Annotated in this window: 13 protein-coding genes; 10 read left to right on the top strand and 3 right to left on the bottom strand. The window is 62.8% G+C overall.

The window, feature by feature from the left end; genetic code table 11:
• The 8 genes from ftsZ to EOA85_RS01715 form a co-directional block, all read left to right on the top strand.
• Window positions 1-1,573, top strand: a 1,573-nt coding sequence (gene ftsZ, locus EOA85_RS01750) for a cell division protein FtsZ (RefSeq protein WP_127208104.1), incomplete at its 5' end; no start/stop codon positions are given.
• A 272-nt stretch (window positions 1,574-1,845) separates the two neighbouring features.
• Window positions 1,846-2,793: a UDP-3-O-acyl-N-acetylglucosamine deacetylase gene (gene lpxC / locus EOA85_RS01745; protein ID WP_029351446.1), complete on the top strand. Its 948-nt coding sequence runs from the start codon at window positions 1,846-1,848 to the stop codon at window positions 2,791-2,793.
• 203 nt (window positions 2,794-2,996) lie between these two features.
• Window positions 2,997-3,866, top strand: a complete 870-nt coding sequence (locus EOA85_RS01740; protein ID WP_127208103.1) for an outer membrane protein assembly factor BamD — start codon at window positions 2,997-2,999, stop codon at window positions 3,864-3,866.
• Between the two features lie 13 nt (window positions 3,867-3,879).
• On the top strand, window positions 3,880-5,550 hold the full coding sequence (gene recN / locus EOA85_RS01735; RefSeq protein WP_127208102.1) for a DNA repair protein RecN: 1,671 nt from the start codon (window positions 3,880-3,882) through the stop codon (window positions 5,548-5,550).
• 138 nt (window positions 5,551-5,688) lie between these two features.
• The gene (ligA, locus tag EOA85_RS01730) at window positions 5,689-7,896 is read left to right on the top strand and encodes an NAD-dependent DNA ligase LigA (protein WP_127208101.1); all 2,208 of its coding nucleotides are present in this window, start codon (window positions 5,689-5,691) and stop codon (window positions 7,894-7,896) included.
• The gene (locus EOA85_RS01725; protein ID WP_127208107.1) at window positions 7,896-8,588 is read left to right on the top strand and encodes a TIGR02453 family protein; all 693 of its coding nucleotides are present in this window, start codon (window positions 7,896-7,898) and stop codon (window positions 8,586-8,588) included. The genes ligA and EOA85_RS01725 overlap by 1 nt, the downstream gene beginning before the upstream one ends.
• A gap of 226 nt (window positions 8,589-8,814) precedes the next feature.
• Complete coding sequence (locus EOA85_RS01720) at window positions 8,815-9,543, top strand: AzlC family ABC transporter permease (RefSeq protein ID WP_127208100.1); 729 nt, start codon at window positions 8,815-8,817, stop codon at window positions 9,541-9,543.
• Entirely contained in the window at window positions 9,540-9,836 is a 297-nt protein-coding gene (locus EOA85_RS01715) for an AzlD family protein (RefSeq protein WP_127208099.1), read from the top strand. The genes EOA85_RS01720 and EOA85_RS01715 overlap by 4 nt, the downstream gene beginning before the upstream one ends.
• A 29-nt stretch (window positions 9,837-9,865) precedes the next feature.
• Here the strand turns inward: EOA85_RS01715 and EOA85_RS01710 are convergent, their stop codons facing one another.
• Window positions 9,866-11,710, bottom strand: a complete 1,845-nt coding sequence (locus EOA85_RS01710) for an aminopeptidase P family protein (protein ID WP_127208098.1) — start codon at window positions 11,708-11,710, stop codon at window positions 9,866-9,868.
• 266 nt (window positions 11,711-11,976) lie between these two features.
• Here EOA85_RS01710 and EOA85_RS01705 point away from each other — a divergent pair, with 266 nt between their 5' ends.
• On the top strand, window positions 11,977-12,162 hold the full coding sequence (locus tag EOA85_RS01705) for a hypothetical protein (RefSeq protein WP_029351430.1): 186 nt from the start codon (window positions 11,977-11,979) through the stop codon (window positions 12,160-12,162).
• Between the two features lie 35 nt (window positions 12,163-12,197).
• Here the strand turns inward: EOA85_RS01705 and EOA85_RS01700 are convergent, their stop codons facing one another.
• Together EOA85_RS01700 and EOA85_RS01695 are read right to left on the bottom strand one after the other, a co-directional pair.
• Window positions 12,198-13,070 carry a 50S ribosomal protein L11 methyltransferase gene (locus EOA85_RS01700; protein WP_127208106.1) on the bottom strand — a complete coding sequence of 291 codons (873 nt, stop codon included), beginning with the start codon at window positions 13,068-13,070 and terminating at the stop codon, window positions 12,198-12,200.
• A 65-nt stretch (window positions 13,071-13,135) separates the two neighbouring features.
• A complete protein-coding gene (locus tag EOA85_RS01695) occupies window positions 13,136-13,714 on the bottom strand; it encodes an SCO family protein (RefSeq protein WP_127208097.1) in 579 nt (192 codons plus the stop codon).
• 203 nt (window positions 13,715-13,917) lie between these two features.
• On the opposite strand from EOA85_RS01695, the gene EOA85_RS01690 reads away from it, so the two are divergent.
• On the top strand, window positions 13,918-14,421 hold the full coding sequence (locus EOA85_RS01690) for a CreA family protein (protein ID WP_127208096.1): 504 nt from the start codon (window positions 13,918-13,920) through the stop codon (window positions 14,419-14,421).
• Window positions 14,422-14,462: the final 41 nt, after the last annotated feature.

The raw sequence follows: 14,462 nt of genomic DNA, 5'->3' as shown, positions 1-14,462 counted from the left end.
CAACATGATCACTGCTGGCTTGCGCGGCGTCGAGTTCGTGGTCGCCAATACCGACGCGCAGGCGCTGACCATGTCCAAGTCGGACCGCCTGATCCAACTCGGCGCGCATGTCACCGAGGGCCTGGGTGCGGGATCGCAACCGGAAGTCGGGCGCGCGGCGGCGGAGGAATGCATCGACGAGATCGTCGACCACCTCTCCAACACCCATATGTGCTTCGTCACTGCCGGCATGGGCGGCGGCACCGGCACGGGGGCCGCGCCAGTCGTTGCACGTGCTGCGCGTGAGAAGGGGATTCTCACCGTCGGCGTCGTCACCAAGCCATTCCATTTCGAAGGCCAGCGCCGCATGAAGACGGCGGATCTGGGCATCGAGGAATTGCAGAAATGCGTCGATACCCTGATCGTCATCCCTAACCAGAACCTGTTCCGGCTGGCAAATGACAAGACGACCTTCGCCGACGCTTTCGCCATGGCCGACCAGGTGCTCTATTCCGGCGTCGCCTGCATCACCGACCTGATGGTCAAGGAAGGGCTGATCAACCTCGACTTCGCCGACGTCCGCTCGGTCATGCGCGAGATGGGCAAGGCGATGATGGGGACGGGCGAAGCTTCCGGCGAGGGCCGCGCCATGGCCGCCGCCGAAGCCGCGATCGCCAACCCGCTGCTCGACGAAACCTCGATGAAGGGCGCCAAGGGCCTGTTGATCTCGATCACCGGCGGCCGCGACCTGACCCTGTTCGAAGTCGACGAAGCGGCGACCCGCATTCGCGAGGAGGTCGACCAGGAGGCCAACATTATTCTGGGTGCGACGTTCGACGAGGACCTCGAAGGCGTCATTCGCGTCTCGGTGGTCGCGACCGGCATCGACAAATCGGCGGCCGAAATCGCCGCCGCGCCGATCGCCATCCGCACGGCTCCGCCAAAGCCGGTCAGTCGCCCGGCCGCTCCGGTCACGGAAAACCGTCCGGCGCCTGTCCAGCAGGCGGGCTACGAGCCACGCGCCGTCGATCCTGTAGCAGAGGCAATCCAGCTCGCCGAGGCGAATGCCGCGGCGATGGCGCGTCCCGCGCCAGCTGCCCAGGCGGAAGATTTTCGTCCGCAGAGCAAGATCTTCCAGGCTCCGCCGGCCCAGCCGCAGCCGATGGTGCAGCCAATGGTTCAGCAGGCGATGCAGCCTGCCCCGCAGCGTGAAGTGCTTCAGCCGGCAGCCGCAGCGCCCCAGCGCATGCCGCGCGTCGAGGACTTTCCGCCGGTGGTCAAAGCCGAGGTGGAAGCCAAAAGCCGTCCGGCCGACCACGAGAACAGCGGACCGATGGGACTGCTCAAGCGCCTGACGAACGGCCTTACCCGCCGCGAAGAAGAGCCCGCACGACTGCAGCCGGCGCAGCCGCGCGAGCCGAAACTGCGCCAGGCGGCACCCGAAGTGCGCCGCCTTGCCAGCCAGGATCCGCAGCTTTACGCGCCACGCCGCGGCCAGTTGGACGACCAGGGCCGGCTGACGCCGCAGAGCAGGGCTGTCCAGGAAGACGATCAGCTGGAGATTCCGGCGTTCCTGCGCCGCCAGGCGAATTGATCTGTTAACGGTCCGTAACAGTTATTAACAGGCAGACAAAAAGTTGTTTGCCTGTTAATCTTAAAAGCGATTGCAAAACAGAGTGTTACGAGACGATACCCGCTCCGGATCGCGGTTACACAAAGTAAGAAACCGTGATTTGGAGACTTCCTGCCGGGCAACTATCTTCGCCCGAGCAATGTCGGTTTGCTGGGATTCGGGGAAGTGGCCCTGCCTGCCGATCAAAGAGCCGCGCCCTCGGGCTGATGAAGCGGACGAAGGCAGTATGGGCTATGGGGTTTGTTTTGCACGATTATCAGACGACACTTAAATCGCGTGCGACGCTGACCGGCACCGGCGTTCACAGCGGCAATTCCGTTACCGTTCATTTCCTGCCGGCAGACGCTGATACAGGTGTCGTGTTCCAGCTTTCGAATGGAAGCGAAGACCGGGAGTTCCGTGCGCTCGTTTCCGAGGTCGGCGCTACCGATCTGTGCACCATGCTCGGCGATCCGGCAGGCGAGCACATCGCCACTGTCGAACATCTGATGGCCACGCTTTTCGGGCTCGGCATCGACAATGTCGTCATCGAGATCGACGGCCATGAGGTTCCGATCCTTGACGGCAGCGCCATGGCGTTCGTAGAGGCTATCGACCAGGCGGGCATCGATTCGCTGCCGGTCAAGCGCCGCTATATCAGGTTGGTCAAGCCGGTTCGCATCGAGAACGGTGCCTCCTGGGCGGAGTTCAGGCCCTATGACGGCACGCGCTTCGAAATCGAGATCGATTTCGAAAGCCCTGCGATCGGCCGTCAGCTCTTCGCATCCGACATGAATGCCGATATTTTCCGCCGCGATATCGCGCGGGCCCGCACCTTTGGTTTCATGAAGGACGTCGAGCGGCTGTGGGCAGCCGGCTATGCGCTCGGCTCCTCGCTGGAAAACTCCCTGGTGATCGGCGACGACAACCGCGTGATCAACATGGGAGGCCTGCGCTATCCCAACGAGTTCGTGCGCCACAAGACGATGGACGCCATGGGCGATCTGGCGCTGGCCGGCGCCCGGTTCATTGGCTGCTTCCGCTCCTATCGCGGCGGCCACAGGCTGAATGCGGCAGCGCTGCGCCGCCTTTTGTCGGACCGTTCGGCGTTCGAGATCGTCGAGACGACACGCCGCGAGCGCGGTCGTACCGCCGAGATGAGCGCCGTCTATGCACCTGTCTACGCACCCTGGATGATCTGATTCTTAACGTTTTTCGGGTTTTATGGCCGCCGGCCTGTGTTGCATGAATGCACCATTGGCCGGCGAAATCACGCAAGTGTGCGGGCTGCGCCAGGCTGCCACAAAAATGTGCGATTGGCCGGAGATAGCGTTGCCGGGCACGGCGATTGTGGTTATGCCTGCTGCCGACGACTGAAATGACGCCGAAAGGGCGGAATCCAATCATGTTCTTCAAGCGAATTGGTCAATCGAAAGCGCCGCATCGGGCTGTTTTCCTGGCGCTTTCGGTGGTTGTTCCATCGCTGTTCCTGTCGGCCTGCATGTCGTCCGAGAAGGATATCGACCTTTCGACCTATGTCGAGCAGACCGAGCCGGCCGACGTTCTCTACAATCAGGGCCTCGCCAATCTGAATGCCGGGCGCCTGCAGGAGGCGAGCCGCAAATTCAGTGCGGTCGACCGCCAGCATCCCTATTCCGAATACGCCCGCAAATCGATGGTGATGGGCGCCTTTGCCGACTATCGCCAGGGCAACTATACCGAGGCGATCGGTTCGGCCAAGCGCTATCTCACGCTCTATCCGTCGACCGACGACGCGGCCTATGCCCAGTACATCATCGGGCTCAGCTACTACCGGCAAATCAGGGATGTCACCCAGGACCAGAAGGAAGCGCGTCAGACCGTGCAGACGATGCAGGATCTGGTGACGCGCTGGCCCGATTCCGAATATGTCGACGACGCCAAGGAAAAGATCCGCTTCGCCAACGACCAGCTCGCCGGCAAGGAGATGCAGATCGGCCGCTACTATCTCGAGCGCCGTGAATACATCGCCGCCGTCAAGCGGTTCCGGGTCGTGGTGGAGACCTATTCCAACACGCGCCATGTTGAGGAAGCGCTCGCGCGCCTTACCGAAACCTATTATGCGATGGGGCTGACATCGGAAGCGCAGACTGCCGCGGCTGTGCTCGGCACCAACTATCCCGACAGCGTGTGGTACAAGGATTCCTACAAGCTCCTGCAGACTGGTGGGCTCGAGCCGCGCGAGAATGCGGGCTCGTGGATCGCCAAGGCCGGGAAGCTGATCACCGGCGCCTGAGCGGCGCGTCACCATGCTTTCCAGACTGTCGATCCGCGATATCGTTCTGATCGAGAAGCTGGACATCGACTTCTCGTCCGGTCTTTCGGTGCTGACCGGCGAAACCGGCGCCGGAAAATCCATCCTGCTCGACGCGCTGTCGCTGGCGCTTGGCGCCCGCGGTGACGCCTCGCTGGTGCGGCATGGCGCGGCACAGGGCCATGTCATCGCCGTGTTCGACGTGCCGCGCAACCATCCTGCCCGCATGCTGCTTGCCGATAACGCTATCGAGGACGATGGCGACATCATTCTGCGCCGCGTGCAGACGGCGGATGGCCGTACTCGCGTCTTCGTCAACGACCAGCCTTCCAGCGTGACACTTATGCGCGACGTCGGTCACGCGCTGGTTGAGATCCACGGCCAGCATGACGAGCGTGCCCTGGTCGATCCCGGCGCCCATCGCGAATTGCTGGACAGCTTCGGCGGTCATCTCGGCGCTGTGCGAGCGACCGGCGAGGCATGGCGGCACTGGCGGGCGTGCGAGCAGGAATTTTCGCGACATCGCGCCAAGGTGGAAGCGGCGGCCCGCGAGGCCGACTATCTGCGCGCCGCGGTCGCCGAATTGACGAAGCTCGACCCCCAGCCCGGCGAGGAAGCCGACCTTGCCGAACTGCGTGCCTCGATGATGCGCGCGGAAAAGATCGCCTCGGAAATCCATGACGCGCAAGATGTGCTCTCGGGCCCGTCCTCGCCCTTGCCGCAACTCGCCAGCCTGTTGCGGCGACTGCAGCGCAAGGTGACCGAGGCACCCGGCCTGCTCGAAGACGTGGTCAAATCGCTTGATGAGGCGATGCTGTCGCTCGACGCGGCACAGTCGGGGGTGGAAGCGGCACTTCGCGCCACCGAATACGATCCGCGGCGGCTGGAACAGGCCGAGGAGCGGCTGTTTTCGCTGCGCGCCGCCTCACGCAAGCACAGTGTGGCGGTGGACGATCTGGCGCAATTGCGAGACACGATGGCCGCCGATCTCGCCGATCTCGACGCCGGCGAGGAGCGCCTGCACGGGCTGGAGAAGCAAGCTGCCGCCGCGCGCGAGACCTACGACATTTCGGCGGCACAGCTTTCGTCGCTTCGCCATGCGGCGGCGATCGGCTTGACCAAGGCGGTGATGGCCGAACTGCCGGCACTGAAGCTCGAACGGGCAGCCTTCATCGTCGAGATGGCAAGTGAGGCCGAGAGCCGCATGGAAGACGGCATCGATCAGGTCGAGTTCTGGGTGCGCACCAATCCCGGCACAAGACCGGGCCCGATGATGAAGGTCGCCTCCGGTGGCGAACTTTCTCGGTTCCTGCTGGCGCTGAAGGTGGCGCTGGCCGACCGCGGCTCGGCGCCGACCTTGGTCTTCGATGAAATCGACACCGGCGTTGGCGGCGCGGTGGCGGACGCTATCGGCCAAAGGCTGGCGCGGCTGTCGAAGCGCGTGCAGGTGCTTTCGGTTACGCACGCGCCGCAAGTGGCGGCACGCGCGGCGACGCATTTCCTGATCTCCAAATCGGGCGGGGCCGATCGTGTCGCCACCGGCATTGCCGAGATGGACCGGGCGGAGCGCCAGGAAGAGATCGCGCGGATGCTTGCCGGGGCGACCATCACCGATGAGGCGCGTGCGGCTGCCGAGCGTCTGCTGCGGGAGAACACCGCAGCATAGCAAGTTCATGCTCGGCGTTGTGGATCGAGTCAGGATGTGGCTCCATCCCGCTGTTCAGGAATGATTTTCTCGTCCCGGTCTCTCCCTCATGGGAGAATCCTGTTCTATTGTGTCGCGCCACCGGGAAGGGAGCAATGCATGGCCGAAAAACCAGTTGATTCGCTCAGCGAAAGCGAGGCCGCAAGCGAGCTAAAGCGGCTGGCGGCGGAGATCGCCGAGCACGACCGGCGCTACCACACCGAGGACGCACCTGTTATAACGGACGCGGAGTATGACGCGCTAACGCAGCGCAACCTCTCCATCGAACAGCGCTTCCCGGCTTTGGTGCTAGAGGATTCGCCATCGCGCCGAGTGGGCGCGCCACCGGCGGAAGGCTTTGCCAAGGTGCGCCATGCGGTGCCGATGCTCAGTCTTGCCAAGGCCTATACCGACCAGGATGTCGCCGACTTCATCGAACGCGGCCGGCGTTTCTTTAACCGCGACAAGGATCTGGACATTGCGTTCACGGCTGAGCCGAAGATCGACGGGCTATCGGCTTCGCTGCGTTATGAAGGCGGCGTGTTCGTGCAGGGAGCAACGCGCGGTGACGGCGCCGTCGGGGAGGACATTACCGCCAATCTCAGGACAATCGCCGACATCCCCAAGCACCTGAAAGGCTCGGGCTGGCCTGATGTGATCGAGATACGGGGTGAGGTCTATATGACCTATGCGGAGTTCGAGGCTTTGAAGGAACGGTCGGCGGCGGTTGGCGGCCAGGACTATGTCAATCCGCGCAATACGGCGGCCGGATCCCTGCGTCAGAAGGATCCGTCCGTAACCGCCAGCCGCAACCTCAAGTTCTTAGCCTACGCCTGGGGCTACACGTCAGGGGATCCCGCTCCGACGCAATACGATTCAGTGCAAAAATTCGCTGAGTGGGGGTTCAAGATCAGTCCGCTGATGGTGCGGGCGAAGTCGGTCGACGATCTGGTCGCGCACTATCACCTGATCGAGGCCCAGCGCTCGTCGCTCGGCTACGACATCGACGGCGTCGTCTACAAGGTGGACCAGTTGGAATTGCAGCGCAGATGGGGTTTCGCCACTGGCGAACCACGCTGGGCCATCGCTCATAAATTTCCTGCCGAACAGGCAATGACGACCGTGCTCAGGATCGACATTCAGGTCGGCCGCACCGGCACCCTGGCGCCCGTTGCACGGCTTGCGCCCGTCACGGTTGGCGGCGTGGTGGTCGAAAATGTCACGCTTCACAATGAAGACTACATCAAGGGTCTCGACAGCAACGGCCAGCCAATCCGCGACGGCTGTGACGTGCGTATTGGCGACACAGTCGTCATCCAGCGGGCGGGCGACGTCATTCCGCAGATCGTCAGCGTCGTTATCGACAAGCGCCCCGCTGATGCCGTGCCCTACGAATTCCCGCACACCTGTCCAATCTGTGGCTCACCCGCAACGCGCGAGATCAACGAAAAGACCGGCAAGGAAGATTCCCGCCGACGCTGCACCGGCGAACTGATCTGTCCCGCGCAGGCCGTGGAAGGATTGCGCCACTTCGTGTCACGTGGCGCCATGGATATCGAAGGCCTGGGCGCCGAAAACATAGACCTGTTCTTCAATGCGGGATTGATCAAAACAGCCGCCGATATCTTTACTCTTAGGGATCGCCGTCCCGCCGTGACCAAGGCGCTGGCTGAGCGGCGCGAGGAGCAGGCCAGGCAGCGCGAGGCCGCATCGGGCAAGACGCGCAAGAATGTGCGCGGTGTGGAGGAACGCAACTACGAAGGTCTCGACAAGCTGTTCGCCGCCATCGACGCTCGCCGCGAACCGGAACTCGATCGCTTTATTTTCGCGCTGGGTATCCGCCATATCGGCGAGACCACGGCCGCTGTACTTGCCCGAACCTTCTCAACCAGTGAGGAGTTGATCCGCATCGGCAAGGAGACTGCGGCGGCGGCCGATCCACACACCGTTTTCCCATCGATCAATGGCATCGGCGACACGGTGATAGGCGCGCTTCGCGATTTCTTCGGCAATGAACGCAACGACGAGGTGCTTGAAGTCTTGCTCGCGCAGGTCCACCCGAAGCCGTACATTGTGAACGTCTCAGCCGGCAATGCGGTCGCCGGCAAGACGATCGTGTTTACAGGCACGCTGGAAAAGATGACACGCCCCGAGGCCAAGGCGATGGCTGAACGTCTCGGCGCGAAGGTCGCCGGCTCAGTCTCTGCGAAGACCGATCTCGTGGTGGCAGGCCCAGGGGCCGGTTCCAAGCTGAAGGACGCGACCAAATTCGGCATCGAGGTGATCGACGAGGACACTTGGTTGCAGCGGATCGGCAAAGGAGCATGATGGCCGCTGCATTTAGCGGTTTCGGCCAAAAGGCCATTCCCTTCCTCAAGGCGCTCGATTTTCATCAGAGCCGGGAGTGGTTTCTGGAAAACCGCGAGCTCTTCGAACGCGAGCTGCGCGACCCTTTCGGCGATCTGGTCGAAACTCTCGCCGAGCGCTTCACGGCAGCGGGGCTGGGTTTGCGCGGCGATCGCAAGAAGTCGCTGTTCCGGATCAATCGCGACGTGCGTTTCTCCAGGGACAAAAGTCCTTACAACCGGCATCTGTCGGCGATCCTTTCGCCTGACGGCACCAAGATGGAGCAGGGGGTATTCTTCGTCCATATCGGGCTTGAGCGCTGCTTTGCCGGCGTTGCCTGGTGGCAGCCCGGGCCGTCGCTGTTGCTGGCGATGCGCAACGCCGTCGCGACGCGGCCGGGCGAATTCCGGGCGCTCATCAAAGCGCTGAAGAAAAACCGTCTCGAACTCGATGCGGAAGGTTGCATGAAGCGAGCGCCACGCGGCTTCGAGCATGTCACGGAGGCTGATCTCGCGGCGGCCATCCGCAACCGGCATTTCGCCGTCCGGCACGAAATCGACCCTGCGGGAATCTATGGGCCGGCATTGGTCGACGAGCTTGTCGATTTCGCCTTGCGGGCCAAGCCGCTGCTCGACTGGGGCAGGGCGATCGAAGCCAGGGTCCCGGTGGATTAATCTCCGAAGGATGGCGCAGGCCTGACGTGCGACATGGCTGCGGCGATCATTTCCGCTGATCATTGGCTCAAGCGAATTGGTGTGACAAGGCTGGCAGCGCTCCCTACATACGGCCTTTCCCGCATCGGCCCGAACTCGGGATCGATTTTCGGATGAGCCGATGCGTGGATTCAAAGCGTTAGAGCGTTCGCGTCCACAGGACGAGCGGCGCTCTAAGGAGTGGCTGATGTCGGCGGAAGCAATCCCCGAAAACGGTGCGAAGAGCGAATTCTGGCAAGGCGTGCGGCTCTCGATGCCTGTCGTGGTGGCGTCGGCGCCGTTTGCGCTGCTGTTCGGCGCTATCGCCGTCGACAACGGTTTTTCGGTGCTGGAAGCCTTCGTGATGAGTGCCATGGTTTTCGGTGGCGCCAGCCAGATGGTCGGCATCGAATTGTTCGGGCAGCATGTCGCGCCATGGCTGATCGTGCTGTCGATCTTCGCCGTGAATTTCCGCCATGTGCTTTACTCGGCGGGCATCGGCCGGCGCATCGCACATTGGCCGCTGGTGCAACAGGCTGTCGGCTATTTCATCCTGACCGATCCGCAGTTCGCGGTGGCTGAGCGCAAGGCGGAGGCCGGCGAAACCGTCGGCTTTGCCTGGTACATGGGGCTTGGCCTCCCGGTCTATGTGTTCTGGGTGACCGAAAGCGCGCTTGGCGCGGTGTTCGGCAAGCTCATTCCCGATACACATGCGCTGGGCATCGATTTCCTGCTGCCGATCTATTTTCTCGGACTGGTCATGAGCTTTCGCAAACGGCCGCTGTGGCTGCCGGTGGTCGTCGCCAGCGCCGCTGCCTCCATCATCGCCTACAAGACGGTAGGCTCGCCCTGGCACGTCTCCATCGGCGCCGTGGCCGGCGTGCTGCTCGCGGTCATCCTGCCGCCGCACCACAGCGGTGTGGAGGCGCGGCCATGAGCACGACTTTATGGATCATCGTCGCCGGTGCGATCGCGACCTATCTCACCCGCATCGGCGGACATCTGGTGATCTCGCGCTTCGAAAGCATCCATCCGCGCGTCGAGGCCGGGCTGAACGCCGTGCCGGCGGCGGTGCTGACTACGCTGGTGGCGCCGGCGGCACTGGGCGCCGGGCCGGCGGAATGGGCGGCTCTGATCGTCGCCGGGCTGGTCTCGCTGCGCGGCGGGCTGATGGCGATGTTTTTGGCCGGCGCCGCCGTGCTGGTCCTCGCCCGGCAGTTCGTCGGGTAGACGAAACCTGCCCACCGCCGCTCCGAGAATCAAATCTTCTGGTCGTGCGGCAGCGGGGCGGTTGCCTTTTCCAGCCAGGCCAGCGTCTCGCCGTCGAGCATTGGTCCGATCTCGGCCATCACGCGCGCGTGGTATATGTCGAGCCAATGTAGCTCGTCGCGCGTCAATAGGTTGGATCGCACCAGCCTGACGTCGATAGGCGCCAGCGTCAGTGTCTCGAAGCCGTGCATGGCGATGTCGCCGCCCTCTATCGGCTCGGCCGGCGTCACCAGGACGAGATTCTCGATGCGGATGCCGTAAGAGCCTTCCTTGTAGTAGCCCGGCTCGTTGGAGACGATCATGCCTGCCAGCAGCTTTTCGGTGCCGGTCCTGGCGATGCGCTGCGGGCCCTCGTGCACTGCCAGATAGGAGCCGACGCCGTGGCCTGTGCCATGGGCGAAATCGCAACCGTGTTTCCATAGAGCCAGGCGCGCCACAGCATCGATCTCGGAGCCGCGCGTGCCCGGCGGAAAGCGCAGCATGGAAATGCCGATCATGCCTTTTAGCACCAATGTGAAGCGTTCGCGCATTTCCTCGGTCGGCTTGCCGATCGGCACGGTGCGGGTGATGTCGGTGGTGCCGTCCTGGTACTGCCCGCCGGAATCGAGCAGGAACAGCTCGCCAGACTGAAGCTTTCGGCTGGTGGCACGGGAGACACGGTAGTGCATGATGGCGCCGTTCGGACCGGCGCCCGAGATGGTGTCGAAGGAGAGGTCGCGCAGCGGCATCTGCGTTTCCTCGCCGGTGCTGCGGCGGCACTCCTCGAGCTTGGTGACGACTGCGATCTCGTCGAGCTTGCCAGGTTCCTGACGGTCGAGCCAGCAAAGCAGCTTGGCTACGGCGGCGCCATCGCGGCGATGCGCGGCGCGGGCGCCGTTGATCTCGGCCTGGTTTTTCGTCGCGCGTGGAATGCGGGCAGGATCAGGTGCAGTGATGACGGTGCCACCATTGTCCTCGACCAGCATTCTCAGTTTCTCCGCCGCCAGCACCGGGTCCAGCGCGATTCTTGCGCCACCCTTGGCCAATCCTGCGATCGCCGCTTCGAATTCACCGGGTTCGTGCAATTCGGCGAGCTGCGTCAGATAGGCCGCGACGGTCCGCGAAAACTTGCGCTGGTCCATGAAAAGCTGGTGCGACCCGTCGGCGGCGAGCACGGCGAAGCCGAGCGCCAGCGGCGTATGCGGCACGTCGCCGCCGCGGATGTCGAAGACCCAGGCGATGGAGGACGGGTCGGTCAGCACGGTATGGGTGGCGCCATCCTTGCCAATGGCCTCGGCCAGCCGTGCCAGCTTGTCCTTGGCCAGTTCGCCGGCAAACGCGATCGGATGGAGCTCGACCGGCGCCAGCGGTGGTTCGGGTTGGTCCTTCCAGATGGCATCGATTGGATTCCTCTCGAGCGGCACCAATGTCGCCCCCGATTTTTCGGCCGAAGCTTTGAGCGCCTTGACGTCGCCGATCGTCTGCAGCCACGGATCGAAGCCAAGCCGCACGCCCCTGCCGAGATTGTCCTTGATCCAGGTGGGGGGCGGATTGTCGACCAGGCTTTCGATCGAGAAGATGTCGAGATCGACCTCCTGGCGAACCTGCAGCGTGTAGCGCCCGTCGACGAACATGAAAGCACGGTCGCCGAGCACGATGGCGACGCCGGCCGAGCCGCTGAAGCCGGTCAGCCATTTTAGCCGCGCCGAGCGGTCGGCGACATATTCGCCCTGATGCTCGTCGGCACGAGGCACGATGAAGCCGTCCAGCCCGTTGGCCGCAAGCCATTGACGGAGCAACGCAACACGCGGCTTGCCGACGGCGGGGTCGCCGGCGGAATCAAAGGTCTGGAACATATGGCCTCTCCTCGGATGTTGGTGCGACCGTAGCGCATGACCCCGAAAATCGGAATCGACTTTTGCTACGCCGATCTTCGGTCCGGAGAAAATCAGCGCAAGTCAGAGTGCTACAGCGTCAGCCGCCTCACAATCGGTGGGGCTTGGTCAGAGCATCGCTTTTGCGCATAGACGCCATGCAGAATCAGCGATTTTCAAATAGGTCAGCAGACCTTACGTTTTCGACGTGGAGGAACGAGTCCTATTGCCCTGCAAAGGAGACCATCATGTCCACGATTTCAGCCAGACGCGGATTTTTCAGAAGCGCTGTGAATGCTCTCATCGAAGCACGCCAGCGCGAAGCGAGCCGCTATGTGAGCGGCGTTCTGCTTGGCTTTGACGACGAAACGCTGAAGGCGAACGGCTACGATCGCGAAGAACTGAAGAAGGCGGCAAGGTCGCGCTACGTCTGAGCGAATTTACGGCCTGCGTTTGAAAGTGCTGGGCCTCACCGCTTAAGGTGAATCGTCACCCAGCCTTCGCGATGCAACGTCCTGACATGGCGGAACTGCTGGCCGACATAGGCCGAAATCACCGCGTCGCGCTGCCGGTCGAGGATACCTGACAGCACGATCGAGCCGCCCAAAGCGGTATGCCTTGCCATTTCGGGCGCCAGCCGCATCAACGGCCGCGCCAGTATGTTGGCAACGATGAGATCGAAGGGGCCGCGCGCGGCAAAAATCGGATGGTAGAATCCCCGCGCCGTCACCGTTTCGACAAGCGCCTTGACGTGGTTGAGCCACGCATTGGCGGCGGCGACCTTTATGGCGACCGGATCGATGTCGGTCGCCAGCACCGGAATATGGGCGAGCTTGGCCACCGCGATGGCCAGCACCGCACTGCCGGTGCCGAGGTCGAGCGCGTTGCGCGGGCGCTCGCGCCGCACGACCTGTTCCAGCATTTCGAGGCAGCCGGCGGTGGTGCCGTGATGGCCGGTGCCAAAGGCTAGGCCCGCTTCGATCTCGATGGCGAGTTCGCCGCTGTGGCGCTTCCTGCGGTCATGCGCGCCGTGCACGAAGAAACGGCCGGCGCGCACCGGCTTCAGTCCCTCCAAAGAACGCGTCACCCAGTCGATATCAGGCACGGGCTCGCGCGCAATCGGCCTCGACAAGACAAGCCCGGCAAGGATCTCTCTCACACGAGCCTCGACGGCGTCGACATCGCCGTCGGCATAGAGCGACACTTCGTGGATGTCGCGGTCCTCATCGATTTCGAGGATGGCAATCGGCAGACCCTCGTCTTCGAAGGCTGCTTCGAACGCCGCGAAGATACGGTCGGCCTCGATCTTTCCAGTGGTGAAATAGAGCCGCGTTTGGGTCATCAAACGATGGTCTTGTTCGAGCATGATCCTATCCGAAAACCGGTTCCCACTTTCGGGATCATGCACTAGCCTTCCGCCGCCAGCCGCTTCAGCTTGGCGATGGCGGTCTCCGAGCTTTCGCCATAAGCGATGGTGCCGGCGAAGTCGCCCCGGTCGTTGAGCAGCAGCACCGAAGCCGTGTGGTCCATCGTGTAGTCGCCGTTGCCGGTATCGACCTTCTTCGAATATATGCCGAAGGATTTGGCCATGGCGTGGACCTTGTCGGGCTCGCCGGTGATGCCGAGGATGCGGTCAGAGAAGTTGCTGATATAGGCTTTCATGATTTCCGGCGTGTCGCGCTCCGGGTCGACCGAGACGAAATAGGCGCGCAGGTTCTTGCCGTCGTTACCCATCGTCTTTAGCCAGCCGGCCAGTTCGAACAGTGTGGTCGGGCAAACTTCCGGGCAATGGGTGAAGCCGAAGAAGACGACGCTAGGGTGGCCGCGAAACGCAGCCTCGGTGATCGGGGCGCCCTTCTGGTCGACCAGCGTGAACGGCGCGCCGAACGGCTCACCGCCATAATGCCCGCGGTACCAGTCGAAGGTGAGCCAGCCGATGCCTGCTGCCATCAGGACGAGAATGCCGACCAGTATTGAACGCATCATCAATTGGTGTCCGTCGCGATTTTCATTGGCGCCGTATCGGCGCCATGCAGCTTGTTCGGCGAACACTCTTAACGGTTTGATCCCATCCGCGCAAAGATGTCGCGTTGCCGCAACCGGCCTTCCTCTCAAAGGTAATCCGCTTGCAAAGCGCTGCCGCCCGTCCCACCTGAGACCGGCGAAACTCGAAACCGCAGGAGGCTCCCTTGCAAAGACTGATTGGGCGAAAACTGACCGGCGGCGCTTTGGCCGCATGCCTCGTCGTCGGTGCCGGCGCAGCCGCCGCTCAGGAGGTCGGCAAGGTCGGTGTCGACTGGCTCGGCAACGACATCATCGTCGAGGCGATCAAGGATCCGAAGGTCGAAGGCGTGACCTGTCACGTCACCTATTTCGAACGCGGGATGATTGACCGCCTGCAGAAGGGCAACTGGTTCGAAGATCCGTCCGATTCCTCGATCTCCTGCCGCCAGACCGGGCCGATCACCATCGGCGAGATCGACATGAGCGAGGCCGGCGAAGAGGTGTTCAAGCAAGGCATCAGCCTGATCTGGAAGAAACAGGTGGTGAACCGCATCTACGACAAGGCCAACGACACCCTGATCTATCTGTCGCATTCGCGCCAGGTGCAGGACGGCTCGGCGAAAATGTCGGTCACCACCGTGCCGCTCTACGGGCAGAACGTGGTGTGGACCAACGGCAAGCCGAAATAGGCGACCGCAATTGCTCTGACGGACGATCGGTCCCGCTTGCG

The sequence above is a fragment of the Mesorhizobium sp. M5C.F.Ca.IN.020.29.1.1 genome (genome assembly GCF_003997375.1).
Classification (GTDB): Bacteria; Pseudomonadota; Alphaproteobacteria; order Rhizobiales; family Rhizobiaceae; genus Mesorhizobium; species Mesorhizobium wenxiniae.
Note: the sequence above shows the minus strand (reverse complement) of the source record. Positions and strands in the feature narration are given on the sequence as shown.